Genomic DNA, 24,651 nt, shown 5'->3' on the forward strand with positions numbered 1-24,651 from the left:
ACGTGTTTGTCGCGCACGTCGCCGTCCGTCGTGAGCGGAGTCGGTGTGAACTGTTGAAATCGAAGCCGAAAGGGGTTCCGTGGTGCCCGCCATCTCCCGTGACGAGGTCGCACACCTTGCCCGGCTGTCCCGGCTCGCGCTGTCCGATGCCGAACTGGATCATTTTGCCGGACAGTTGGATTCGATCCTGAGCCATGTGCAGACCATCTCCGAGGTCGCCGCAGCCGATGTCCCGGCCACGGCTTCGCCGAATCCGGTGAGCAATGTGACCCGGCCCGACGAAGTGGTGCCGTGTCTGACTCCACAGGAGGCGTTGTCCGGGGCGCCCGCCGTAGAGGAACAGCGATTCATGGTCCCGCAGATCCTCGGGGAGGCCGAGTGACGGACAATCGCGCAGCGGTCGTTCGGCCGACGGGGTGCGGGGACTCCCGCGTGACACAGGAGGCCGAGTGACGGACAATCGCGCAGCGGTCGTTCGGCCGACGGGGTGCGGGGACTCCCGCATAACACAGGAGGGTGAATGACCGATCTGACCACACTGTCGGCGGCCGATCTGGCCGGTAAGATCCACGGCGGTGAGTTGTCCTCGGTGGAGGTCACCCGGGCGTATCTGGATCGGATCGCCGCGGTCGACGGTGAGTACCATGCTTTCTTGCATGTCGCGCAGGAGCAGGCGCTGGCGACCGCGGCCGCGGTGGACTCCGCTCTCGCCTCCAGTGCTGAGCCGGCTTCGCCGCTGGCTGGGGTTCCACTGGCGCTCAAGGACGTGTTCACTACTACGGACATGCCGACCACCTGCGCGTCGAAAATCCTCGATGGTTGGATGTCGCCGTATGACGCGACAGTCACTACGCGGTTGCGTGCGGCGGGTATCCCGATCCTCGGAAAAACCAACATGGACGAGTTCGCCATGGGGTCCTCCACCGAGAACTCGGCTTATGGTCCGACCCGCAATCCATGGGACACCACCCGTATCCCGGGTGGCTCCGGCGGCGGCTCCGCGGCCGCGTTGGCTTCGAATCAGGCGCCGCTGGCGATCGGCACCGATACTGGTGGGTCGATCCGCCAGCCTGCTGCCGTCACCGCGACTGTCGGGACCAAGCCGACTTATGGCACGGTGTCGCGTTTCGGCTTGATCGCTTGCGCGTCTTCGCTGGACCAGGGTGGCCCGTGTGGCCGGACGGTGCTGGACACCGCGCTGCTGCATGAGGTGATCGCTGGATACGACGCACGCGATTCCACTTCGCGCGACGTCGCGGTGCCTCAGGTGGTGGCCGCCGCGCGTGCGGGGGCCGGGGGTGATCTGCGCGGTGTGCGAGTCGGGGTGGTGAAGGAGTTGCATTCCGACAGCTACCAACCGGGCGTACTCGCGTCTTTCGATGCCGCGGTCGCCCTGCTGAAGGATCTCGGCGCCGAAGTGGTCGAAGTGTCGTGTCCGCACTTCGAGTACGCGCTGGCTTCCTATTACCTGGTGCTGCCTTCGGAGGTGTCGTCGAATCTGGCGCGGTTCGACGCCATGCGCTATGGATTGCGTGTCGCCGATGACGGACTGCGCAGCGCGGAACAGGTCATGGCGGCCACCCGTGCGGCCGGATTCGGCCCTGAGGTCAAGCGCCGCATCATGATCGGTACCTATGCGCTGTCGGCGGGCTATTACGATGCGTACTACGGTCAGGCGCTCAAGGTGCGCACGCTCATCGCCCGCGATTTCGACAACGCTTACGAGCAGGTCGATGTGCTCGTCTCGCCGACGAGCCCCTGCACACCGTGGAAGCTCGGCGAGAAGGTCGACGACCCGCTGGCCATGTACCTGTCGGACTTGTGCACTCTGCCCACCAATCTGGCCGGCCATCCGGCGATGTCGGTTCCTTCCGGTCTGAGCGAGGACGACGGCATGCCCGTCGGTCTGCAGATCATGGCTCCCGCGTTCGCTGACGATCGGCTCTATCGGGTGGGCGCTGCGTATGAGGTCGCCCGCGGTTCGATCGCCTGACCTGGGCCGCGCCACGCAGGGCTGTTCGTTCCTCCGATACCAAGCGGGTAGCGAGGACCGAGCAGCTCTGTGATGGTCCCTGGTCGGTCGCTTCCGCTTCTTTCGTAGACGTGTTCCAGGAGTGGACCGACGCGGGATCGCCAGGTGTGGGCTGGGCTGTTCAGGCGGCGGGTAGTGATTCGGCTTGCTTGCGGATTCCCTCGGTCATATCTGTGAAGCCGCGGCGCAGGTTCTCGCCCAGAAGTGCGACGACTACCGGGCGGAGCCATCCACCGAGTTCGAAATGTGATTCGTAGCGGGTGCGGTTGTCCGCGAGGGGTGTCACGGTATGTGAGCGCAAGCTGTGCAGTGCTCCTAGTGGGAGCGGCCGCATCGCGTAACTGAATCCTCGGCCAGGGGTGTGCGAGCGGATCCATTCACGCTGTTTACGCGGGCTCGAGCCGGAGACATGGACGAGCATATCGATCGGCTCACCGGGAACCAGGGAGCTGCGGCACTGCGAAACGAAGGAATTCCATTCGCTGTAACGCGGGAAATCGGTGATCACTTGCCACACCAGATCGGTGGGTGCGTCGATATCGATGGCGCGGTCGATGATGAAGGCCATGAGGGAATTAGAACACGTTCCAACTTGGTCGTGTGTAGATGTCGAGTGGAACCGATGATCAGGGCACCGCTATGGCGGTGCCCTGATCGATATCGTCATGGTGACCGTGGCTATGAGGAATGCGAGCGCGGCGAGCGGATCAACAATGGTACACGCGAAGCTGAATACTGGAAACTACCAGGGACAGGCCTGGTCACTCCGGGCTGATCGGCGGTGGTGGGCAGAACCCGCCATTCAACTCGTGGAGGTGGCGGCCGAGCAACTGCCCCAGCTGGCTCAGGATGGCGGTGGCATCGTCGAATGCGCCCGAATCGGCCTGTGCGGCGAAGGCAACGGCGACTGTTCCGGATCGGACCGGGACCAAGCCGAACTGTCGGACGGTATAGATGCCGGTTACATCGTCCGGCCCCCAGCCACCCTTGAACGCGGTGCCCTCCAGAACGCCGAGGCCCCATGCCTGCTCGGGCGTAATCGCCGTCATCAGTTCAGGAACCTGGTACGTCTCGGCTAAGCAAGGCAGTTGAGATGCGAACCGGACCTGGTTGGTCAGTGTCCATTCGGTCCCACCGAAGGCGGTGTAGTCCAGCATGGTGCGTGGTTCCGCGCCGACGGCACTGGTAATCGCTTCGTCCAGTACGGCTTGGACAGCCGCGGCGGCCTCCCGGCTATTGCCGAGTGACCGCCACAGTACTCGGGCGGCTTCGTTGTCCGATACTGTGATGGCGGCCTCGGCCTGGCGGACGATCTGCCCGCGATGGTCGTGCCGTAGTGCGGCGATCGCGAGCGGAACCTTGATGGTCGACCATGCGATGCCACTGCTCCAGGTGCCGAAGAGGGTTATCCGGCTACCGCCGACCGGCATGATCGCCATGCCGACCTCCCCAGCGAGCCGCTGCCGCAGGTAGGTGAAATCGGCGGCCAATGCGTCAGGCGAGAACACAGGGAGGCCCGGCAGCGAGGGACTAGCGGCTTCCATGACCATGGCGGGTGCCTCGGCCATTCGGCGTTCGCCGGGAATAGGCGCACAGAAGGCAAGCGTGAGCAGTACCACTGTCGCAGCCGCGCAGCGCAGCGCAGCGCCAAATCCCATCGACCTCACCACCGAGTCCTCCCCACCACCAGTCGCGAGGGCTCGCTGTTCTTCGGCGGTGCAATTAGCTCATCGTGCCCGTCCGGCCGGTGACCGGTCGGGAGACATCGTCACAAGGCGCACGACGGCGCAAGGGCGACATCCCGGACACAGTTTTGCGGATTCGCGCCGAGAATTCGAAACGTCACGGTCAAGAGGCGACTCGGTGAGCGCCAGGAGCTCAGTCGACCGCGAGGGCCTCCACGACAGGCAGCCGGGCCGCGCTTATCGCTGGTGGAATCGACCCGAGCAGCGCCAGCACCAATGCCAGCGCACTGTAGACAAGCAGCATCGGGCTCGCCTGGTAGGCGATATCTATGGTCATAGCGTGCCCGATGGTGATCGAAGCCAGATACTGTTCCCAAGTACCGAGGAGCAGACCCAGCGCCGTACCGACGATTCCGATGCCAGCGGCCTCGGCCAGCACAGAACGCGTCAGGAATTCACGTCCAGTGCCTATGGCACGCAATACGGCGAGCTCTCTGCGGCGCTCCAGCACCGAGAGCATCAAAGTGTTCAGCAACGCGACCGCGGCGACCAGCACAACGATCCAGAGGATGGCAGTGCTCAACGCGACTCCCTGTCGAATGCTCGTCGAGGCACCCTGCACCGACTGGGTGCCGGTCGCGACGACCATATCCGGCGGCATCGCTTGGCGTATCGCCGCGAGCACGGCAGCATGATCGGCGTCGGGTGCGATATCGACCGAGAGAATGGTTTCGCCGGGGCGCTCGTACCAGGTGCGCATCGTGTTCAAGTCCATTATCACTATTCCCGCGACTGCTGAGAAATAGGGGATCACCTGCAATATCCGCACAGTATGTGGCCCAGTCGGGGTCGGCAAGGTCAATTCCGCGCCTGCGCTCACACCCAGTGCGCGCGCCACATCGCGCGAGATCACCACGCCTTTGCCCGCCGAAAGCTGTGCCGCGGTCTCGTCGGTGAGCAGCCCCAAGCGCGTATCTCGGGGGTCGGTCGCACTCTGCAGTAAGACGCGGTTGCTACCGAGTGCGGCATAGGCCATCTGTTCTGGAATGATGCGTGTGACGCCTGGTATCGCCGCGACTTTGTCTTTCAGGCCTGCGGGCATCAGTACACTCGGTATCTGATCCATAGCGGTCGGGCTGACGTAGACGTCGTGCTCGCCCAGGTAATCGAAGCTCTTGCTGGCCGAGGCGACCATATTGTTCGCGGCACCATTGACGCCGGCGACGGCCGCGACGCCGATCATCACGGTCATCACCGTCGTCCACACCCGGTGGGGCGCGCGTTCCAGCGTGGTTGCGCCAAGTGTGCCGGGGGCGCCGAACCAGCGTGCGATGCCTGCTGTAGCCCGCACGATCGGACCGATGGCAGCGAAACACAACAAAACCATGGCGACAAACATGACCGGTATGGTAGCCAGCGAATAGCGGCCGAGATCGCTGTGCGAGATCGGAAGAGAGGCGATCGCCAACCCGATGCCTGTCATAAGGGCGAGCCCGCGCAGCAGCGGGCTGGTTGTATCGGAACGGCTGACCCCTACGGGGGCCAGCGCTTCGACGGGCTGGACCCGGTATACTTGGCGTGCGGCGATACCTGCCGCGAGCACAGTAGTGAATACGCAGGCTGCGATCGCGTAAGGGATCACATACCACGGCATCGTGTATGTAATGCGGGCGTCTATCGACTGTAGGATCGCGGCAGGCAGGGTGCCGATCGCACTGCTGCCCATGAATGTGCCCAGCAGTGCGCCGACCAGCCCACCGATCACACCAAGCAGCGCGGCTTCGGCCAGCAGATCGCGCATCATCGGTCCTCGTCTGCCCCCGATAGCGCGCAACAGCGAAAGCATCGGCCTGCGTTGTGCGATGGCCATGCTCATCGCGTTGTAGATGAGGAAAGCCGAAACGATCAGTGCGGTGGCCGAGTCCAGAAGCGTGGTGTACAGGATAGCTTGCACTGGGCCGCTCGCCTGCGCAGCGCGCAGGTCCGGATAGGCGACCACCGCGCGGCCTTGCACAGTCGCGGTGAGTGCCGTCTGCAACTGCGCGATATCGGTGCCGGCAGCGGGCACGACCTCTATCGAATCCAGCCGCCCTATCCGGTTGGTGATCTTCTGTGCGAGCCCGAGTGGTGCCGCGATGAGATACCCGTCGTTGAGTTTCCGGGACGTCGCGGAGTCGAAGACGCCCGCGACTGTGACCGTGGTATCGCCCAGTGTGAACTGCTCGCCCTCGGCGCGGCCCAGCCCGGTGCCGACCAGCACACCGTTGGGCACCGTCAGCAGTTTTCCCATCAGGGCAGTCAATGGCGCAGTCAATTCGCTGTCCAGCGCGCTGATGTTCGGGCCGGAACCGATCAGCAGCGCATGGTCGGCACCGGTGCCGATTTCCGTGCGCAACATCGGCACCGCCACCGCGACGCCGGGGGTAGCCGCGATCGGCCCGAGCAATTGCTGATCAAAGCCCGCGTCAGTGATTCCGGTGACTTCCAGCTGTGCTTTGCCACCGAGGGCGTTGTCCAGCTCGTTCACCGAGGCGGTGATCGAGCCATTGATGCTCAGCACCGCGACCAGCAGCGCTGCCGAGACGCTCATCACGGTCAGTGACAGCAGGGTGCGGACGCGATGGATGAGCAGCTCGCCGATGTTGAACAGCCGCAGGCGATCCCATGCGGAGCCGATCATGCGTTGACTGTCCGTTCGACCTGATCGCCGACGCTGATCCGACCGTCCAGCAGGGTGATCACCCGGTCGCAATGGGCCACCGCACCGCTCATATCGTGGGTCACCATCACCACCGAGTTACCGGATTCGGAGATTTCGGCGAGCAAGTCCAGGATGGTGGTGCCGGTTTTGGAGTCCAGGTTTCCAGTGGGTTCATCGGCCAGGATCAGCGGCGGGTCCATGATCAGCGCACGTGCCACCGCGACCCGTTGCATCTGGCCACCGGATAGCTCGGCCGGTCGGTGTTCGATTCGTTCAGTGAGGCCGACGCGATCCAGCAATTCCAGCGCGCGCGGTCTGGCTTTACGCAAGCTGATACCGTCCAGCAGTTTCGGGATCGCCACATTCTCCCACGCCGATAGTGTGGGCAGCAGGTTGAAGAATTGGAAGACGAAACCGACCTTGTGGCGGCGGAACTCCGCCTGCTGTTCCTCGTTCAGCGAGCCGATCTCCTCGCCCTTGAACAGGATCGAGCCTGTATCGGGCCGGTCCAGCGCGCCGAGCAAATGCAGAAGAGTGCTTTTGCCGGAACCGGATGGGCCGATGATCGATGTGAATTCACCCGCATGGATACGCAGGTCGACTTCGTCGAGCGCGCGGACGGTCTGATCGCCTACTCGGTACTCCTTGGTCACCCTGGATAGCTCCAGCATTGCCGGCTCCGTCATCACTGTCCCTCGCTTCGTTCGGTCGTTCGACCGCTGTGTTCGGTCTCGACCCGAATCCGTGCTACAGCTCCTGGCTTTCGAGTGCGCGGTGGCGGCGCCGCCGTGCGGCGGGCATCACGCGCAGTGTCGGCCGTTACGTGATCAGTGCCCGGTACACCTCGGCTATGGTGAGCTTCTGACCGAGTTTCGTGTCGAAATGGATGTTCCAGCGACAGTGCAGTGATCCCTCCGCACCATCGACCCCTCCGCGTCACCGGCAGGCTTGTCGGTACCGAGGGTTTTCGGGAAGAGATCGGGATCGGCCAGGCCGATCGTCGCGCGGGTGGGTACGGTCCGGGTGCTTTCGGTTCGAGCGTGTGGATCCGCCTGGGACATGGCTGCCTTCCGCAGAGAACTATTGTTCATGTTACTGAGGAGACGGCCGGATCGTCTTCGTGCCGGGGATCGGAATACGGCTCCTACCACGGTAGGAGCCGTAGCCCGATTGTGGGGTGATGTGCTGCGCTCGGTGCGACGACTAGCCTGACAGAATGGGTGTGATCGGGGTCTCGGAACCGGCGCTCGGTCGGTGGTGGCCCCGGTACGGCCGCGCCGCATTGGTGCGGGTCCGCCATCGCGGCCTCGGTTACTGGCGAAATTCGGTGACGGCTTTGCGGCGCAATGCCGAACAGTTGCCGTTCGATTACCCGCTGTCGGTCGCTATGAGTGCCTACCTGGCTGTGCTCGCGATCGCGATCGCGTCCGCGGTGCAGCGCTATAGCTATTTTCCCACCGCGCTTCCGTTCATCGCGGTGCTGCTGATGTATGTTTCCGGTCCGCTGTACGTATTCTTCGCCGTCCTGCCGCGCCCGCTGCTGCTCGGGCTACTGGCCATGACAGCGGAGGCACTGTTCCTCGTGCAACCGGTCGATGTCGATTTCGCGCCGTTCCTGCTGGTGTTCGCCGCAGGCGAGGTCGGGGCGATCGCGCCGAAGCAGGTGAGTATTCCGCTCACGGCGGCGATGCTGCTGCAACTGGTCGTGTTCGCCATGATCAGCGATGTGCCTGAGGGACTACCGATGTATCTGGTCGGCATCGTGTTCGGTTGGATGGCGGGGGTGATGCTGCAATATCAGCGTCGCTTCCTCTACCGGGAGCGCGATTATCGGGAGGTTCGCGCGCTGCAGGCCGCTGACGAGGAGCGCCGTCGGATTGCTCGTGAGGTGCACGATGTGATCGCGCACTCGCTGAGCGTCACGTTGTTGCATCTGACCGCGGCGCGGCACGCACTGCAGACCGACCGCGACGTGGACGAAGCCGTGGCGGCGTTGACCGATGCCGAGCGGCTCGGCAGACAGGCGATGGCCGACATCCGCCGCACGGTCGGCCTGCTCGACGCGCGACGATCCAGGTCCGTTCCGGAGCCGGGTGTGGAAGACATCGGGGATTTGGTCGGCGACTTCGTCCGAGCCGGGTTGGACGTGCGCTGGGCATGCGAGGGTGATCTCGCCGCGGTGTCGCCCGCGGTCGGGCTGGCACTGTACCGGATCGGCCAGGAGTCGTTGGCGAATGTCGTCAAGCACGCGCATGGCACGTCTGCGGCGGTCCGGTTGGTAGTGGATACGACCACAGTGACATTGACCGTGGACAACCCGCTACCCGCCGGGTTACCCGCACAGCGCGATACGGGAATGGGCATTTCTGGTATGCGGCAGCGTGCCGAGCTACTCGGTGGCCGGATTACCAGCGGCCCGTCCAGCAGGGGGTGGTCGGTCCGGGCTAGTATTCCGCTCACTCCAGGTCGGTATGACTGGCCACGTCCCTTGGTCGGATCCACGCCTGCGCAGGAGGAAACATGACCGCGCTATCGTCTGACAGCGGTACCGGCGTTGTGACTGTGCTGGTAGTGGACGATCAGGAACTCGTGCGTGGTGGCTTACGGCGCATACTGCGCCGACGCGATGGATTCGTGGTGGTCGAATGCGCCGACGGTGACGAGGTACCCGCCGCGATAACCGAATTCCGCCCCCACGTGGTGCTGATGGACCTGCGTATGAAGCGTGTCGGCGGTATCGACGCGACCCGGACGCTGCAGGCGGTGGATGAGGCCCCACCGGTCCTCGTGCTCACCACCTTCGACGACGACCAGCTCTTGTCCGGGGCGCTGCGGGCAGGCGCTGCCGGATTCATCCTCAAGGACGCCCCCGCCGAGGACCTCATCCGCGCAGTACGAACTGTCGCTTGTGGTGGATCCTGGCTCGACCCGTCGGTCACCGGTCGTGTGCTGTCGGCCTACCGCATGGTGCGCCCGGCCCACACCGGCTCCGATCTCCGGCTGTCCGAGCTGACCGCTCGCGAGTACGAGGTGCTCGAATTGATCGGGCGCGGCCGGGTGAATTCGGAAATCGCTCGTGAGCTCGGCGTCTCGGAAGTAACGGTGAAAAGCCATATAGGACGTATCTTCAGCAAGCTCGGATTACGGGATCGTGCTGCGGCTATTGTGTTCGCGTTTGACCAGGGGGTAGTGGTACCAGGAGAATCCACTCTGTGATGGGCAGGCTCCGGTTGCGTACCGCGCGATCTCGTTGTGCTCTCCGCCCGGGATGTGGAGGATAACGGGGTGCGAGGATCCGGGTCGAGGGCTGGAACGCGGTTCGGGCCATATGAGCTGCGGTCGTTGCTGGGCAAGGGGGGGATGGGGGAGGTATACGAGGCCTACGACACGGTGAAAGACCGGATGGTCGCGGTCAAACTGCTATCAGAAGAATTTGCCAAGGACCCGATCTACCAGGCGCGTTTCCGGCGCGAGTCGCAGGCTGCCGCCCGGCTGGCCGATCCGCACGTCATCCCGATCCACGATTGGGGCGTGATCAACGGCACGTTGTTCATCGATATGCGGTTGGTGCGCGGCGTCGACCTGCGTACTCTGCTGCTCAGCCGGGGACCGCTGAGCCCTGTCCGTGCTGTCGGGATCATCGAACAGATCGCCGCCGCATTGGATGCCGCGCACCAGGCAAGCTTGGTGCACCGGGATGTGAAGCCGGCGAACATCCTGGTCACGGATGCGGATTTCGCCTATCTCGCCGATTTCGGAATCGCGCATACCGAAGGCGACAGTGCTGTGACCCTGGCCGGTATGGCCATCGGCTCCTATATCTACATGGCCCCGGAACGTTTCGATGTCGGGCCGGTGACCGGCCGTGCCGACGTCTACTCACTGGCCTGCGTACTGCACGAATGCCTGACCGGCGCCACCCCATTTCCCGCGGCCAGCATGAGTGTGCTGATCAAGTCGCATCTGACCGATCCACCGCCACGACCGAGCACAAGGGCAGGCGATATCCCGCCTGCCTTGGATGAGGTCGTCGTCCAGGGCATGGCCAAGGATCCGGCCGACCGTTTCCCGACCGCGACCGCGTTGGCCAGGGCCGCGCGCGCAGCGCTGGCCCCGGTGCCACCCACTGCACCGACCCTTGTGGTACGTGCGCCCGACCTGAGTCGGCCTTCCGGTGAGCCGGTCGCTCATGACGCGGTTGTCGCACCGGAATCTACGGGAGAGTTGTCGATCCCGGCGGTGATCCGCCCGAGCGAGGCCACTGTGGTCCGGCCGACGGAAACTCAATTCACACCACTCCAGCCCGCGGGCTCGCGCCCACCACGACAGCCCGACGCGGGTCTGCCGCCGATGCGCCCATTTCCAGACGCGCATCTGTATCCGGAAACCCAGGCATATCTGGACTCGGCGGATGCGCGAGTAAGGGGATATCCGGCGTCTCCGCAGAGCTACACCGATTCCGCAGTGCCGATGTATTCTTCGGATCACAGTAACCCGCCCGGTCCGTCCGACAACCAGGCGATGCGCAACCCGGCGCCGCGGACCAGCTATCCGGCCCAGAACCACGCGCAGTACGACGATTATCCGGTCGACACAGACCACCCGGATCACAGCTACGACGAGATGACGCACCCACCGTCCCGGACCGGGCGCTCCATCACACTACCCATCATGATCGCCGTGTTCGCTATCGTCGCGTTGACCGTAGGTGGTGCGATCGTTTGGCAGACTTTCGGCTCGAGTCCGGCGGTGCCGACCGTCGCTGAACCGGCGTCCGAGAAAACGATACCCGAGGGACCGGTACCGACCGTACGTCCAAGTTCAGGAACGCCGACTCCGAGTAGCTCGCCCACTTCGGTCAGGCCACCGTCGGTCACCTTGCCCGCAAGTGCCACACCTTGTCGGCAGAGGGGATCGGCCGCCGGAGCCTTCAACCATTCGGCGGCGGGTAATACCGTGACCAGCTGTCCGTTTGCCGAAGCGGTGCGAAGAGCCTATGCCGACGCTGCCGCGACGCGGAACGCGGCCCGCGACGCACCACGCACGGTGGTCGCGACCAGCCCGGTCACCGGCCGGACCTACACGATGAACTGCCGGACCGAAGATCCGCTCGTCATATGCACCGGCGGTGACAATGCAGTGGTGTACGTCTATTGATACCGGGTGCGTGGCGAACTCGCGACGGCCTGGCGGATGGGCGGTAGCCGTTCGGAAGTACGGTGTCGACAAGCCCAACTGACACCGAGGCCGGGCGAAGTTCGCAATGAGGATGTGCCGAAATATGTCTGTTGATCGACTTCGCGGAACTCGAAAAGTTCTGGGATACATGGTGCTTGTCGCATTCCTGGTCGCCGGGTGCGGGGTCGATCACGTCGATGATCCGACGACCGGGGTGCCCAGCAGTACCCCGGTGGGCAGTACCGAGCCAACGCGAACTGGTCAACAAGGCTTGTCCGTCGTCGTGCCAGGTACGCTGGCCGCCAGTTATGCCGAGGTGGCGGCCGGCGCACCGGGGCAGATCGGTATGGCGATCATGCCGGTCGGCGGTGAGCAGGCGGTGACCTTCGGTGACTGGACAAGCGGACCGGCATGGTCGACGATGAAAGTGCCGTTGGCCATCGCCGCATTGCGCCGGACTCCGGGTATCTCCAACTACACTGTATCTTCGGCGATCACCGCCTCTGACAATGCCGCCGCCGATGTGCTCTGGCGGTCGCTCGGTAACGCCGAGCAGGCGGCGCAGGCGGTGCAGGCGGTGCTGCGCGAAGGCGGTGACAACACGACCGTGGTGCCCGCTACTGGCCCTCGCGCCAAGTATTCGCCCTTCGGACAAGCCGACTGGTCGTTGACCGATCAAGTGCGGTTCGCCGCGCGGTTGCCCTGCCTGCCTCAATCCGGACAAGTGACCGCGCTGATGAAACAGATCATCTCCAGGCAGCGCTGGGGCCTCGCCGCATTCGCCGGAGCCGAGTTCAAAGGTGGCTGGGGACCCGACGTCGAAGGCAACTACCTGGTGCGGCAGTTCGGGATCATCACCATCGCCTCGGGTCAGATCGCGATCGCGATGGCGGCACGGCCCGATTCCGGGACATTCAACGACGGCATGAAGACTATGGACGCATTGGCCACAGCCGTCGCCAAGCACACCGATGAGCTGTCCGGCGGGCGCTGCCCGGTCGCGTGAACACAGCTAGCCGGGGCACTGTTACCCAGCATTCACTGGGTCGGGGCTGCCGAGACAGACCGGGGAGGGCAAGATAGCGGCCATGCGTATCGGAGTCTTGACCGGAGGCGGCGACTGCCCAGGCTTGAACGCGGTCATCCGCGCTGTAGTGCGAACAGCGAACGGCCGCTACGGAGACGCGATACTCGGTTTCGAGGACGGCTGGCGCGGTCTATTGGAAGACCGGAAGATCCGGATTCACAATGACGATCGCACCGACCGCTTGCTCACCAAGGGCGGTACTATTCTCGGTACCGCGCGTACCAATCCAGATACGCTGCGCGCCGGCCTCGGACGGATCAAGCAGACCCTGGACGACAACGGTATCGAGGCACTCATCCCGATCGGCGGCGAGGGCACGCTCACCGCCGCGAGCTGGCTGTCCGACGAGGGTGTTCCGGTGATCGGTGTCCCGAAGACGATCGACAACGACATCGATTGCACCGATGTCACTTTCGGTCACGACACCGCGTTGAGTATCGCAGGCGAGGCGATAGACCGGTTGCACACCACCGCCGAGTCGCACCAGCGCGTCATGCTCGTCGAGGTGATGGGCCGGCACGCGGGCTGGATCGCGATCAACGCGGGCATGGCTTCGGGAGCGCACTTGACCTTGGTGCCGGAGGTCCCGTTCGATGTGGACGAGGTGTGCACCATGATCAAGCGGCGGTTCCAGCGTGGTGACAAGCATTTTATCTGTGTCGTCGCCGAGGGCTCGCATCCGGCGCCGGATTGCGGATTCACCTTGCGGGCGGGCGGTATCGACGAATTCGGTCATGAACGGTTCACTGGTGTCGCTCAGCAACTCGGCGTGGAGATAGAACGGCGCATCGGCAAGGAAGTCCGCACCACCGTGCTGGGGCATGTGCAGCGTGGGGGCAGTCCAACGTCCTACGACCGGGTGCTGGCCACCCGTTTCGGCCTGCACGCTGCTGAGGCAGTACACGCTGGACAGTTCGGCCAGATGGTGGCGTTACACGGCACTACCATCGGCCTCGTCCCGCTGTCGGAGGCTACCAAGCAGCTCAAACGGGTGCCCGCGGAACGCTATCGCGAGGCGGAAGCGTTCTTCGGCTGAGCGCGCCGAATTCGAGTTGTCCAACCGTCAGGAACACTACGGTGAAGCACATGCGTGTCGGGCGTCGAATCGTGTTGGCTTTGCTCCTGGTCGAGGCGCTGGCCGCCGGATGCGCGAAAGCGGATCCGGTCGAGTCGATCCGCGGCGACTGGCATGGCACTATCGAGGCGCCCGCTCGACCGCTCCGGATCGGGGTGAGCTTCCACGAAGACGGGACGGCCACCATCGATATTCCGCTGCGGGGAGTGCGAGACGCGCGGCTGAAGGACGTCAGCGCAGAGCGTGACGAGGTGTCGTTCATGATTCCCGATATCCTCGGCGACCCGACGTTCCGGGGCAGGTACGACTCCGGAACCGACCGGATCACGGGGAATTTCACCCAATCCGGCCAGGTCTTCCGGCTGACGATGCAACGAGGAGGGGTCAGGGGCCCGGCCCGGCCCCAGGAGCCGAAGCCACCGTTTCTCTACAGGTCCGAAGACGTCACCTATCGCAACGGCGATATCACTATCGCGGGCACACTGACCGAACCGCAGGGCGCGGGTCCGTTCCCCGCCATCCTGTTGATCACCGGAAGCGGTCCACAGGATCGCAATGAGGAGTTCATGGGCCACAAGCCTTTCTTGCTACTGGCCGATACCTTCACCCGAGCAGGCTACGCCGTGTTGCGTGCCGACGACCGCGGCATCGGCGGCACCACCGGCACGCTGCCGGCCGCGACCTACACCGACCTCGCCGAAGACATCGTCGCAGGCATCCGTTTTCTCCGAGCGCGACCCGATATCGACTCCGACCGTGTCGGACTGTTCGGTCACAGCGAAGGTGGCTACCTCGCGCCATTGGTCGCCGCGCGCCAAGACAGCGGTGTCGCGTTTACCGTGCTGATGGCCGGGCCCGGTGTACCAGGCGCGGACGTGCTCGTCGAACAGACCCGATTGCTCGCCACCGCGAATGGCATGTCGGCCGAGCAGGTGGCCACCCGGGTGCGGCAGACCAGTGAACTGGCCGCTCTGCTGAAAGCGGGTGACCTGGCGGGTGCCGAAGAACTGGCCCGTCGGCAGAATCAGTCGCTTCCGGTCGCCGAGCGGGTACCTGACGATCAGGCCACCGCGCAGATCACCCCGTATCTGGAGGCCCTGGTTGCTTACGACCCCGCACCCGCGCTGCGCGCCCTGCGGATTCCGGTACTCGCGTTCTTCGGCAGTAAGGACCTCCAAGTGCCGCCGGCCCAGAGCGAGCAGCCGATGCGTGATCTCCTCGCCGCAGCCCCGGAGGCGACCGTGCACGTTTTTCCGGGGCTCAACCATCTGATGCAACCCAGTGCGACTGGTCGCCCCAGCGAGTACAGCGCCATCGAAACGACCATCGCACCGGAGGTACTCGACTACGTCCTCAGCTGGCTACGTCAGCGGGTCCCTGTTCGATAGCGCGTGCACCGCACGCAGTGGGCGATAGTGCGTGCGGTGCACGCAGTGGGCGATAGCGTGCACCGCACGCAGTGCGCGTGGTGCGAGCCCCTGCGCTGCCGCGGGTGCGCTTACTTAGACTGATGGCCATGAGCGCACCCACGGTCGACCTGATGGATTACTCGGATGTCATCGCCCGATTCGAGCCGGTGCTCGGTATGGAGGTTCACGTCGAGCTCTCCACAGCGACCAAGATGTTCTGTGGTTGTCCAACCGAGTTCGGCGCCGAGCCGAACACCCAGGTCTGTCCGGTATGCCTCGGTCTGCCCGGCGCGCTTCCAGTGGTGAACCAGAAGGCCGTCGAGTCGGCGATCCGGATCGGGTTGGCGCTGAATTGCTCGATCACTCCATGGGGGCGGTTCGCGCGCAAGAACTATTTCTATCCCGACCAGCCGAAGAACTACCAGATCAGCCAGTACGACGAGCCGATAGCCACGAACGGGCATTTGGACGTGCTCCTCGATGACGGCAGCACGTTCCGGGTGGAGATCGAACGCGCGCACATGGAGGAGGACACTGGCAAGTCGGTGCATGTCGGCGGGGCAACCGGTCGGATCCACGGCGCGAGCCATTCCTTGCTGGACTACAACCGGGCGGGCGTGCCGCTGATCGAGATCGTCACCAAGCCGATCACCGGCGCGGGGGAGCGGGCGCCGGAGGTGGCCCGGGCATATGTGACGGCGCTGCGGGATCTGTTGGAATCCCTCGACGTCTCCGACGTGAAAATGGAGCAGGGCTCACTGCGGTGTGATGCGAATGTCTCGCTGATGCCTCGCGACGCCACCCGATTCGGCACTCGCACCGAGACCAAGAACGTCAACTCGCTGCGCAGCGTCGAGATCGCAGTGCGCTACGAGATGCGCAGGCAGGCCGCGGTGCTCGTGGGTGGTGGTGTAGTTGTTCAGGAGACGCGCCACTTCCACGAGGCCGACGGAACTACCTCGCCGGGACGGCGCAAGGAGACCGCCGAGGATTACCGCTATTTCCCCGAGCCCGACCTGGAGCCGGTCGCGCCGCGCGCGGAGTGGGTCGAGCAGTTGCGCGGCACCATCCCCGAATACCCCTGGTTGCGCCGTGCGCGCATCCAATCCGAGTGGGGTCTGCCCGACGAAGTGATGCGCGACTTGGTCAACGCAGGCGCGTTGGATCTGATTAGCGCTACCGTCGAGGCGGGTGCTCCGGTCAACGAAGCACGTTCCTGGTGGGTCGCCTACCTCACCGAGAAGGCCAAGGAACGCGAGATCCCGCTGGATGAGTTGTCGATCACCCCGGGGCAGGTCGCCGAGGTGGTCAAGCTGGTCGAGGCGAAGACGATCAACAACAAGGCCGCCAAGCAGGTTGTCGACCATGTTCTGGCCGGTGCGGGCGATCCGGCGCAGATCGTCGAGACCAAGGGACTCGGTATGGTCAGTGACGAGGGCGCACTGCGGGCCGAGGTGGACAAAGCGCTCGCGGCCAATCCCGATATCGCCGACAAGATCCGCTCCGGCAAAGTCCAGGCGGCGGGCAAGATCGTGGGTGACGTCATGAAGGCGACTCGTGGCCGAGCCGACGCAGCGCGCGTCAGGCAGCTGGTACTCGCCGCCTGCGGGTGAAATCAGCCGCTGTCGTCGCTCAGTCCAGGCCGCCTCCACCGGCCTGCGGCGGTGGGATGCGTACGACACGATCGTCGAACGGGCCGGGTCGACCGCTGGTTTTGTTCACCGTGCTCACCCAGACGGTGCCGTCGACGCCAGCGTCGGCACCACCGAGTCGCCCGTATTTGTCTTGTGCCACCAATGTCGGCGGCGTGGTGACCGCATGGGTGTTCGCGTCGGCGGCTACGAGGGCGAGGGCCTTCGCGTGGGTCAGCGAGATGGCTACGCCGTCGGCGGTCGCCGTACAGCCTGCGACCCCGGGCCGGTCGGGCCAGGTCCACGCGGTGACGACCTTGCCATCGCTCCCGATATACCGCAACCGGTCCTCGGTGGCAGTACGGTCGGTGATCCAGACGCTGTCTTTGCCGGCGCGGCACACATCCCCGGCAGTGCCGATTCCGGATACGGTGATTTCAGGGGTCGATGTGCGGCTGGGGGCGGGGGAGTCGATCCGCAGCAGTTTGCCCGCCAGTGAGCCCGCAGAGGCCGCAGCAGCGGGGCTGCCCGCATCGCCGGTCAGCACCAGCATCCGGTCGGGTGAAACGAAGTCGATCGCGCCGCGGTTTCCGCTGGGCCCTTTGGGGATTCCGGTGAGGATGGCCTTCGGTGGGCCTTCTTTCGCGATTCGGACCACTCTGTTGTCGCCTGCGGTGGTGATGTACGCGTACAGCAGGCCGTCTTCCTGATACGTGGGAGACAGTGCGATATCGCTCAGGCCACCGTCGGTGGAGCCGTCCACGTCCAGCCGGGCGATCTCGGTCGGGGGCTGCTCTGGGGCAACCTGGAGAATACGTCCGGTCCTGCGCTCGGCTACCAGCGCGCTGTTACCGAGTGTGACAAGTCCGCCGGTAGTCTCCAGGCAAGTAGCTACCACGGCCGGGTCCGGATCGATACACGGTCCGCTGGGCCGGGTCGTCGACGTGGGCGGTTCGCTCGGACTTCTCGGCTTGATGCTGGCCTCGTGCCAGGTCGGTTCCGGAGTGAACGGGCTGGACGCGGAATCGTCGAACCGGGCACAGCCGACCAGCAGGGCTGAGCCGAGCGCCAAGCTCGCTGCGATGCGGCCAACGACAACCAAACTCATAGCCCAGACGTTACGGAAATACCTTCATGTGCGCCCCTTCCGGGTGGGTGTTGCGCGTACATTGACACGCCGCACCGCGTACTCAGCCGTTGTCACAAGGCGCGGCATAGGGTAATGCCCGTGACCGACAAGCCCAATGACGCACCCGGACTTTCACATACCGAGGACTTTGCGGACTCCACTCGGTCCACGGCCGAGCAGTCGGCGGTGTCGTCCGCAGGTCCAGGGGCACGTAGCCCGTTCGATGCGCCGACCGAGCAATTTCACGGTGTGAGGCTATTCCAGCGACCGGAGCCTGCCGGAGACGTTCCGCGCACCGAGGCGGAGCTCGGGCTCGATCCGGAAGTCCCGGTGGCCGGCGCCGACAAGGCGGACGAACAGCAGACTGGGGTGAACGGAGTCAGGGAGAGCCGTGCCGAGGAGAGTCAGTCTGCGCCTACGTACGAATACGCCAGCATTCCGCCTGCCCCGGCTCTGCCGAAAGGCAGCATCCGACTGCCCTCGCGTAAGGATGAGAATCGACGCGGCACAGTGGATTTCGGTTTGTTTCTGCTACGTTTGGTGGTCGGGGGCACATTCATCTACCACGGCCTGCAGAAACTCACCGGATGGTTCCACGGCCCCGGCTTGGACGGGACGCGCGGCATGCTGAAGGACGGCGGCTGGGATCACCCGACGTTGTCCACCATTCTGGTGACTGTCGCTGAGCTCGGTGGCGGCACCCTGTTGGTCTTCGGTCTGGCCACCCCGTTCGCGGCAGGCGCGGTGCTTGCGGTGGTCTTGGACGCCTGGGCCTGGAAGCAGGGCATGATTGCCGGACTCCAGTACAAGGCGAGCTCGAGCGCGGTCGAACTGGAGAGCGTTCTCGCCGGGGTCGCCGCCGCCATTATCCTGACCGGTCCTGGGCGTTGGTCCTTCGACCGGAATCGCGGCTGGGCCACCCGGCCTTTCGTGGGTTCCTTGGTTGTTCTTCTGCTTGCCATCGCCGCTGCGGTCGGCGCCTACTGGTACCTGCACGGGGGCAATCCGTTCAGTGGAATCGGCCCCTTCGACTGAGTAGCTGTCGGGTGGCATCCGGCAGTTCGAGCAGGCCCGCCGGATGCCACCCGGCCTGCGTTATGGGACCTGGCGGACGGCGCCCTTATCGGCCGAGGTCGCCAAGGCGGCATAGGCGCGAAGAGCGGTCGTGACCGGCCGCTTCCGGTCGGCTGGCTGCCAGGGATGTTCGGCGGCTTCCATTTCGGCCCGACGTCCGGCGAGAACGGCGTCGTCGAGGAGGACTTCGATGGTCCTGGAGGCAACATCGATACGGACCTGGTCGCCGTTCTCCACCAGAGCGATGACACCGCCTGCGGCGGCCTCGGGAGAGATGTGCCCGATCGACAGACCCGAGGTGCCACCGGAGAATCGGCCATCGGTGATCAGCGCGCAATGCTTACCGAGACCAGAGCCTTTCAGGAAGGCGGTGGGGTGCAGCATCTCCTGCATGCCAGGGCCACCCGCGGGACCTTCGTAGCGGACCACGATCACATCGCCCGGTTTGATCTTCTTGCCGAGAATGATCGATACGGCCTCTTCCTGGGACTCCACCACTACCGCAGGCCCTTGGAAGGAGAACAGCTCCGCATCGATGCCCGCGGTTTTCAGCACCGCGCCATCGGGCGCGATGTTGCCCCGCAGGACCACCAGCCCACCTTCGCTGGTGTAGGCGTGCTCCAGGTCGCGGATACAGCCGTTCTCGGCATCGGTGTCCAACGCCGACCAGCGATTGTCGGTGGAGAATGGCTCGGTCGTGCGCACTCCGCCCGGTGCGGCATGGAAGAGTTCGATGGCTTCCTCGGATGCTTTGCCAGAACGGATGTCCCAGGTATCGAGCCACTCGTCGACAGACTTGGTATGCACAGTGGTGACATCGGTCTCCAGCAGGCCCGCTCGGCGCAGCTCGCCGAGGATGGCGGGGATGCCGCCCGCGCGGTGCACGTCTTCCATGTGGTAGTCGGAGTTGGGAGAGACCTTCGACAAAGTGGGCACTCGGCGGCTGGTCTCTTCGATGGTGTGCAGATCGAAGTCGATCTCACCCTCCTGCGCCGCGGCCAGCGTGTGCAGCACGGTATTGGTCGAGCCGCCCATCGCGACGTCCAGCGCCATGGCATTACGGAAAGCCTTGGCGTTGGCGACGTTCCGGGGCAGTACAGATGCGTCGTCCTCGCGGTACCAGCGATGGGCGATATCCACTACTACGGTGCCCGCCTTCTCGAACAGCGCTCGGCGGGCGGCGTGTGTCGCGAGAGTGGAGCCATTGCCGGGCAGCGCGAGCCCTAGCGCTTCGGTCAGGCAGTTCATCGAGTTGGCGGTGAACATGCCCGAACACGAGCCGCAGGTCGGGCATGCGGAGCGTTCGACCTCGGACAGGCCCTCATCCGTTACCGACTGGTTCGCGCTCGCGGAGATTGCCGTTACCAGGTCGGTCGGTGCGTGTGCGACGCCGTCGACGACCACGGCTTTGCCCGCCTCCATCGGTCCGCCGGAGACGAACACCGTCGGGATATTGAGCCGCATAGAGGCATTCAGCATACCCGGAGTGATCTTGTCGCAATTGGAGATACAGACCAGCGCGTCGGCGGTGTGCGCGTTCACCATGTATTCGACCGAATCGGCGATGATTTCCCGCGAGGGCAGCGAGTACAGCATGCCGCCATGGCCCATGGCGATGCCGTCGTCGACGGCGATGGTGTGGAATTCGCGTGGTACGCCGCCCGCGGCGCGCACCGCGTCGGCGACGATGTCACCGACGTTCTTCAGATGTACGTGGCCGGGTACGAACTGAGTGTAGGAGTTCGCTATGGCGACGATCGGCTTGCCGAAATCGGTATCGGTCATGCCGGTGGCCCGCCAGAGCGCGCGGGCGCCTGCGGCATTGCGGCCGATCGTGGTAGTTCGTGAACGAAGAGATGGCATCTCGATGATCCTTAGGTCGCGGGGGCTGATATGCGACAGTGTCGAGTGTGCTCGACGGCCCCCACGGTACGCCGATACTAGATCGACGCAGGCCCCGCGAGCGGCGTTCTATGTCGAATCTCGGTTTCGGTCTGTCGCCGTGGGAGGTATCTGGGTTGTCCGACGGTATCGGACCGTCGGGGCGATAGATGTCGGGGCGATAGATGATGAGAAGCAGGGCGTTACTGCGGCGAGATCGTATCCATGATTTTATGGCATGACAGCGGCATACTGCCTGTGCGTGCGCCCGTCCGACGCTCTGCGGCGCGGTCCCGCCCATGTCGCGCTCGGTGAATCACCTGGTGCGGCGGACACGCACCGGCGACTACTGTGCGTTCTTGTCATCGGTGCCGGTGGTGAGTTCGCCCGTGCCATTGTGTCGAGGGTCGCTGCCGAGGCTCGGGCTCGCCGTGTCGACCGTTTCCATCGGTTCCTCGGTGTCACTGTGATTCGCGGGTGATTTCTCCGGCTTCGTGAACGGGTCGGGGATCCGGCCCGCGGACGCCGCCGCCAGCTCGCGTAGCCGGTCGTAGCTCACCGCGGGCAGTACCACTTCCGTGCCGTCGGTCAGGTCGGCGCGCACGTATCCGCGCTTCGGGATCCGCACGCCTCGCACCTGTGCCCAGTCCAGATGGCGGGAGCCGAACATCGTCCGTAATTCCAATCCGGCGCCCGACACGGTGGTCTGCGTTCGCAACACCCACACCAGCACCACGACCGGGAGTAGTAGCAGCCACCACAGCCCGGCGGGCCAGCCGGCGAATGGGAAGAACACACACAGCAGCAGAACGAGTACGCCGAGGAGCGCGAGTCGTGAGATACGGATCACGCGGGAATGCGATGCGCTACCCATGTCCGCTGTCTGCGCGGACATGTGGGACGATTCAGGAGGTGGCACGGACTGATGCGGTGATGACACACCACCATCCTCGCATCCTGGTACACGGACACAAGCAACCGCACTGTCCCACATAATGGGACGCAATGGGTCAGCTGTTTGACTCTTCGGTTCACCTCCGCTTAACGTCGTGCGCGTGAATCGAAACGAGTTGCTCGTAATCGGCCGGCGCGTCCAGCGTTGAGCCTGACACACTGAGTCGGATACGTCAGCTCGCGTCGCGACGCGCCACCCTCGATCAGCCCTGTGCTGTCGGGGGATTTTTTATGTTCGGACTACTGTCCGACATGGCGAAGCGCACGACACCGCATGCGGGGGCCGGCTTATCCGGCCCAGCGCCTCGAGGCACAAAACCGGGGTCAGAAACGACAACCAGTAAGGAACGAAGACGGTGAGCGCACCTACCGCACGGCCAGGGCCCTCGGCCCGCAAGCCGGCGCCTTCGGTGAATCAGCAGGCCACGCCCGCTGCCAATGCGACATCGGCGGCTACCCGCCGTCCGGTCCCGCCCGAGCGGGTCACCGGCGCGCAGTCGGTCGTCCGCTCGTTAGAGGAGCTCGGCGTCGACACCGTATTCGGCATTCCGGGTGGTGCGATTCTTCCGGCGTACGACCCGCTGTTCGATTCGGCCGAGGTGCGCCACGTCCTCGTCCGGCATGAGCAGGGGGCGGGCCACGCGGCCACTGGTTACGCACAGGCCACCGGCAAGGTCGGTGTGTGCATGGCTACTTCCGGCCCCGGTGCGACCAACCTGGTCACCCCGATCGCCGACGCGCAGATGGATTCGGTCCCGATAGTGGCCATCACCGGTCAGGTCGGCCGCAGTTTGATCGGCACCGACGCGTTCCAGGAAGCCGACATCTCCGGCATCACCATGCCGATCACCAAGCATAACTTCCTGATCACCGAGGGCAATGACATTCCGCGCATCCTCGCGGAGGCGTTCTATCTCGCCGCCTCCGGTAGGCCGGGTGCAGTGCTCGTCGACATCCCCAAGGACGTGCTGCAGGCGCAAACCACCTTCAGCTGGCCACCGGAGATGCGGCTGCCAGGATACCGCCCGGTCACCAAGCCACATGGCAAGCAGGTGCGCGAGGCGGCCCGGATGATCATGGAAGCCAAAGCGCCGGTCCTGTACGTCGGCGGCGGAGTGATCAAGGCCAATGCCTCAGCCGAGCTGTTGCGGCTGGCTGAACTGACCGGTATCCCGGTGGTCACCACTTTGATGGCGCGAGGAGCGTTCCCCGACAGCCATCAGCTGAACATGGGGATGCCCGGCATGCACGGCACTGTCGGTGCTGTCGGCGCGCTGCAGAAGTCGGACCTGTTGATCACCCTCGGCGCCCGCTTCGACGATCGAGTCACAGGTCAGTTGGACTCCTTCGCGCCCGGTGCCAAGGTCATCCACGCCGACATCGACCCAGCCGAGATCGGCAAGAACCGGCATGCTGATGTTCCTATCGTGGGTGACTGCCGTGAGGTGATCACCGAGCTCATCGAGACGCTGAAGGCCGATCCCTCGGCAGGTGTGGCTCCGATGCTCTCGTTGAGTGAATGGTGGACCTACCTCGACCATGTGCGCGGGGCCTATCCGCTGGGCTGGACTCCGCCTTCGGACGGGTCTTTGTCGCCGGAATTCGTCATCGAGGCGCTCGGTCGGCTGGCCGGACCCGATGCGGTCTACTGTGCCGGAGTGGGTCAGCACCAGATGTGGGCTGCCCAGTTCATCAAGTACGAGAAGCCGCGCACCTGGCTGAACTCCGGCGGCCTCGGCACCATGGGCTACGCGGTTCCGGCCGCCATGGGCGCAAAGATGGGCGTTCCGGACAAAGAGGTGTGGGCGGTCGACGGCGACGGGTGCTTTCAGATGACCAATCAGGAGCTGGCCACTTGCGCGGTCGAGGGCGTGCCGATCAAAGTCGCGCTGATCAACAATGGCAACCTCGGCATGGTTCGTCAGTGGCAGACCCTGTTCTACGAGGAGCGCTACTCCAACACCGATCTGAGCACGCACACCTTGCGCATCCCCGACTTCGTGAAGCTCGCCGAAGCCCTCGGCTGCCACGGAATCCGAGTCGAGCGCGAGGAGGACGTGGAGGCCGCCATCCGTGAGGCCCAGGCCATCAATGATCGACCTGTGGTAATCGACTTCATCGTCGGCAAGGACGCTCAGGTGTGGCCGATGGTCGCCGCGGGCACCAGCAACGACGAGATCATGGCCGCTCGTGGCATCCGCCCGCTGTTCGACGAGGACGAGCAGGCCGAAGGACCCTCGGCGATCCACGCCGCGGTGTCACAAGAAAAAGCGGTGTCACAGGAACAGGACAAGGTGAACAACGGATGAGCACCACCCACACCCTCAGCGTTCTCGTCGAGGACAAACCGGGCGTGTTGGCGCGGGTCGCGGCATTGTTCTCCCGCCGCGGCTTCAACATCGAATCACTGGCGGTCGGAGGCACCGAGCTGCCGGAGATCTCGCGCATGACTATCGTCGTCACTGTCGAGGATCTGCCACTCGAGCAGGTCACCAAGCAACTCAACAAGCTGGTGAACGTCATCAAGATCGTAGAGCAGGACTCCGACAGTTCAGTGGCTCGCGAACTGATCTTGGTCAAGGTGCGTGCCGATGCCAGCGTGCGCACCCAGGTGATCGAGGCGGTAGGGCTGTTCCGCGCCAAGGTCATCGACGTGTCTCCCGATGCGCTCACTGTCGAGGCGACCGGAACCAGGTCCAAGCTCGACGCGCTGCTGCGGATGCTCGAGCCCTACGGTATCCGGGAGATCGTGCAGTCCGGTGTCGTCGCGGTAGGGCGTGGACCGAAGTCCATTACCGCTGCCCGATGACGCGAA

General features: G+C 64.5%; 19 protein-coding genes. 12 read left to right on the forward strand and 7 right to left on the reverse strand.

Features of this window, described 5'->3' with window-relative positions; genetic code table 11:
- Positions 1-82 precede the first annotated feature (82 nt).
- Both gatC and gatA read left to right on the forward strand, forming a co-directional pair.
- Complete coding sequence (gene gatC, locus ACX4ZE_RS02870; protein WP_480271700.1) at positions 83-382, forward strand: Asp-tRNA(Asn)/Glu-tRNA(Gln) amidotransferase subunit GatC; 300 nt, start codon at positions 83-85, stop codon at positions 380-382.
- 138 nt (positions 383-520) lie between these two features.
- A complete protein-coding gene (gatA, locus tag ACX4ZE_RS02875; protein WP_480271701.1) occupies positions 521-1,993 on the forward strand; it encodes an Asp-tRNA(Asn)/Glu-tRNA(Gln) amidotransferase subunit GatA in 1,473 nt (490 codons plus the stop codon).
- 160 nt (positions 1,994-2,153) lie between these two features.
- Here gatA and ACX4ZE_RS02880 read toward each other — a convergent pair whose 3' ends face one another.
- From ACX4ZE_RS02880 to ACX4ZE_RS02895, 4 genes are all read right to left on the reverse strand, one after another.
- On the reverse strand, positions 2,154-2,600 hold the full coding sequence (locus ACX4ZE_RS02880) for an SRPBCC family protein (RefSeq protein ID WP_480271702.1): 447 nt from the start codon (positions 2,598-2,600) through the stop codon (positions 2,154-2,156).
- Between the two features lie 193 nt (positions 2,601-2,793).
- Entirely contained in the window at positions 2,794-3,690 is an 897-nt protein-coding gene (locus tag ACX4ZE_RS02885) for a serine hydrolase (RefSeq protein WP_480271703.1), read from the reverse strand.
- A gap of 220 nt (positions 3,691-3,910) precedes the next feature.
- Positions 3,911-6,397, reverse strand: coding sequence for an ABC transporter permease (locus ACX4ZE_RS02890; RefSeq protein WP_480271704.1), 2,487 nt, complete (start codon positions 6,395-6,397; stop codon positions 3,911-3,913).
- The gene (locus tag ACX4ZE_RS02895) at positions 6,394-7,104 is read right to left on the reverse strand and encodes an ABC transporter ATP-binding protein (protein ID WP_480271705.1); all 711 of its coding nucleotides are present in this window, start codon (positions 7,102-7,104) and stop codon (positions 6,394-6,396) included. Before ACX4ZE_RS02895 ends, ACX4ZE_RS02890 begins: the two co-directional genes overlap by 4 nt.
- A 530-nt stretch (positions 7,105-7,634) precedes the next feature.
- On the opposite strand from ACX4ZE_RS02895, the gene ACX4ZE_RS02900 reads away from it, so the two are divergent.
- The 7 genes from ACX4ZE_RS02900 to gatB all read left to right on the forward strand — a co-directional run bounded on the left by ACX4ZE_RS02900 (position 7,635) and on the right by gatB (position 16,780).
- A complete protein-coding gene (locus ACX4ZE_RS02900; RefSeq protein ID WP_480271706.1) occupies positions 7,635-8,942 on the forward strand; it encodes a sensor histidine kinase in 1,308 nt (435 codons plus the stop codon).
- Positions 8,939-9,634 carry a response regulator gene (locus tag ACX4ZE_RS02905; RefSeq protein ID WP_480271707.1) on the forward strand — a complete coding sequence of 232 codons (696 nt, stop codon included), beginning with the start codon at positions 8,939-8,941 and terminating at the stop codon, positions 9,632-9,634. The genes ACX4ZE_RS02900 and ACX4ZE_RS02905 overlap by 4 nt, the downstream gene beginning before the upstream one ends.
- Positions 9,635-9,703: 69 nt before the next feature.
- Entirely contained in the window at positions 9,704-11,575 is a 1,872-nt protein-coding gene (locus ACX4ZE_RS02910) for a serine/threonine-protein kinase (RefSeq protein WP_480271708.1), read from the forward strand.
- A 169-nt stretch (positions 11,576-11,744) separates the two neighbouring features.
- Positions 11,745-12,602, forward strand: coding sequence for a serine hydrolase (locus ACX4ZE_RS02915; RefSeq protein WP_480271709.1), 858 nt, complete (start codon positions 11,745-11,747; stop codon positions 12,600-12,602).
- Positions 12,603-12,684: 82 nt separating this feature from the next.
- Entirely contained in the window at positions 12,685-13,719 is a 1,035-nt protein-coding gene (locus ACX4ZE_RS02920) for an ATP-dependent 6-phosphofructokinase (RefSeq protein WP_480271710.1), read from the forward strand.
- 50 nt (positions 13,720-13,769) lie between these two features.
- On the forward strand, positions 13,770-15,146 hold the full coding sequence (locus tag ACX4ZE_RS02925) for an alpha/beta hydrolase family protein (protein WP_480271711.1): 1,377 nt from the start codon (positions 13,770-13,772) through the stop codon (positions 15,144-15,146).
- A gap of 122 nt (positions 15,147-15,268) precedes the next feature.
- Positions 15,269-16,780, forward strand: a complete 1,512-nt coding sequence (gene gatB, locus ACX4ZE_RS02930; protein WP_480271712.1) for an Asp-tRNA(Asn)/Glu-tRNA(Gln) amidotransferase subunit GatB — start codon at positions 15,269-15,271, stop codon at positions 16,778-16,780.
- Between the two features lie 19 nt (positions 16,781-16,799).
- Here gatB and ACX4ZE_RS02935 read toward each other — a convergent pair whose 3' ends face one another.
- Positions 16,800-17,906: a PQQ-dependent sugar dehydrogenase gene (locus ACX4ZE_RS02935; protein WP_480271713.1), complete on the reverse strand. Its 1,107-nt coding sequence runs from the start codon at positions 17,904-17,906 to the stop codon at positions 16,800-16,802.
- Between the two features lie 114 nt (positions 17,907-18,020).
- Here ACX4ZE_RS02935 and ACX4ZE_RS02940 point away from each other — a divergent pair, with 114 nt between their 5' ends.
- Positions 18,021-18,962, forward strand: coding sequence for a DoxX family protein (locus ACX4ZE_RS02940; protein WP_480271714.1), 942 nt, complete (start codon positions 18,021-18,023; stop codon positions 18,960-18,962).
- A gap of 60 nt (positions 18,963-19,022) precedes the next feature.
- Here the strand turns inward: ACX4ZE_RS02940 and ilvD are convergent, their stop codons facing one another.
- Positions 19,023-20,864 carry a dihydroxy-acid dehydratase gene (gene ilvD, locus ACX4ZE_RS02945; protein ID WP_480271715.1) on the reverse strand — a complete coding sequence of 614 codons (1,842 nt, stop codon included), beginning with the start codon at positions 20,862-20,864 and terminating at the stop codon, positions 19,023-19,025.
- 364 nt (positions 20,865-21,228) lie between these two features.
- Positions 21,229-21,756 (reverse strand): PH domain-containing protein, encoded by a 528-nt coding sequence (locus ACX4ZE_RS02950; RefSeq protein ID WP_480271716.1) that lies wholly within the window; start codon positions 21,754-21,756, stop codon positions 21,229-21,231.
- A gap of 436 nt (positions 21,757-22,192) precedes the next feature.
- On the opposite strand from ACX4ZE_RS02950, the gene ACX4ZE_RS02955 reads away from it, so the two are divergent.
- Together ACX4ZE_RS02955 and ilvN are read left to right on the forward strand one after the other, a co-directional pair.
- Complete coding sequence (locus tag ACX4ZE_RS02955) at positions 22,193-24,145, forward strand: acetolactate synthase large subunit (protein WP_480271717.1); 1,953 nt, start codon at positions 22,193-22,195, stop codon at positions 24,143-24,145.
- Positions 24,142-24,645, forward strand: a complete 504-nt coding sequence (gene ilvN, locus ACX4ZE_RS02960; protein WP_480271718.1) for an acetolactate synthase small subunit — start codon at positions 24,142-24,144, stop codon at positions 24,643-24,645. The genes ACX4ZE_RS02955 and ilvN overlap by 4 nt, the downstream gene beginning before the upstream one ends.
- Positions 24,646-24,651: the final 6 nt, after the last annotated feature.

Source organism: Nocardia sp. TBRC8007, assembly GCF_056629435.1.

What these genes read in the sequence shown, in the direction of transcription:
- gatA (WP_480271701.1), top strand. Translation starts at nt 521, where the DNA reads ATGACCGATCTGACCACACTGTCGGCGGCCGATCTGGCCGGTAAGATC.
- ACX4ZE_RS02880 (WP_480271702.1), bottom strand. Translation starts at nt 2,600, where the DNA reads ATGGCCTTCATCATCGACCGCGCCATCGATATCGACGCACCCACCGAT.
- ACX4ZE_RS02885 (WP_480271703.1), bottom strand. Translation starts at nt 3,690, where the DNA reads ATGGGATTTGGCGCTGCGCTGCGCTGCGCGGCTGCGACAGTGGTACTG.
- ACX4ZE_RS02890 (WP_480271704.1), bottom strand. Translation starts at nt 6,397, where the DNA reads ATGATCGGCTCCGCATGGGATCGCCTGCGGCTGTTCAACATCGGCGAG.
- ACX4ZE_RS02895 (WP_480271705.1), bottom strand. Translation starts at nt 7,104, where the DNA reads ATGACGGAGCCGGCAATGCTGGAGCTATCCAGGGTGACCAAGGAGTAC.
- ACX4ZE_RS02900 (WP_480271706.1), top strand. Translation starts at nt 7,635, where the DNA reads ATGGGTGTGATCGGGGTCTCGGAACCGGCGCTCGGTCGGTGGTGGCCC.
- ACX4ZE_RS02905 (WP_480271707.1), top strand. Translation starts at nt 8,939, where the DNA reads ATGACCGCGCTATCGTCTGACAGCGGTACCGGCGTTGTGACTGTGCTG.
- ACX4ZE_RS02915 (WP_480271709.1), top strand. Translation starts at nt 11,745, where the DNA reads ATGGTGCTTGTCGCATTCCTGGTCGCCGGGTGCGGGGTCGATCACGTC.
- ACX4ZE_RS02920 (WP_480271710.1), top strand. Translation starts at nt 12,685, where the DNA reads ATGCGTATCGGAGTCTTGACCGGAGGCGGCGACTGCCCAGGCTTGAAC.
- ACX4ZE_RS02925 (WP_480271711.1), top strand. Translation starts at nt 13,770, where the DNA reads ATGCGTGTCGGGCGTCGAATCGTGTTGGCTTTGCTCCTGGTCGAGGCG.
- gatB (WP_480271712.1), top strand. Translation starts at nt 15,269, where the DNA reads ATGGCCATGAGCGCACCCACGGTCGACCTGATGGATTACTCGGATGTC.
- ACX4ZE_RS02935 (WP_480271713.1), bottom strand. Translation starts at nt 17,906, where the DNA reads ATGAGTTTGGTTGTCGTTGGCCGCATCGCAGCGAGCTTGGCGCTCGGC.
- ACX4ZE_RS02940 (WP_480271714.1), top strand. Translation starts at nt 18,021, where the DNA reads ATGCCCGTGACCGACAAGCCCAATGACGCACCCGGACTTTCACATACC.
- ilvD (WP_480271715.1), bottom strand. Translation starts at nt 20,864, where the DNA reads ATGCCATCTCTTCGTTCACGAACTACCACGATCGGCCGCAATGCCGCA.
- ACX4ZE_RS02950 (WP_480271716.1), bottom strand. Translation starts at nt 21,756, where the DNA reads ATGGGTAGCGCATCGCATTCCCGCGTGATCCGTATCTCACGACTCGCG.
- ilvN (WP_480271718.1), top strand. Translation starts at nt 24,142, where the DNA reads ATGAGCACCACCCACACCCTCAGCGTTCTCGTCGAGGACAAACCGGGC.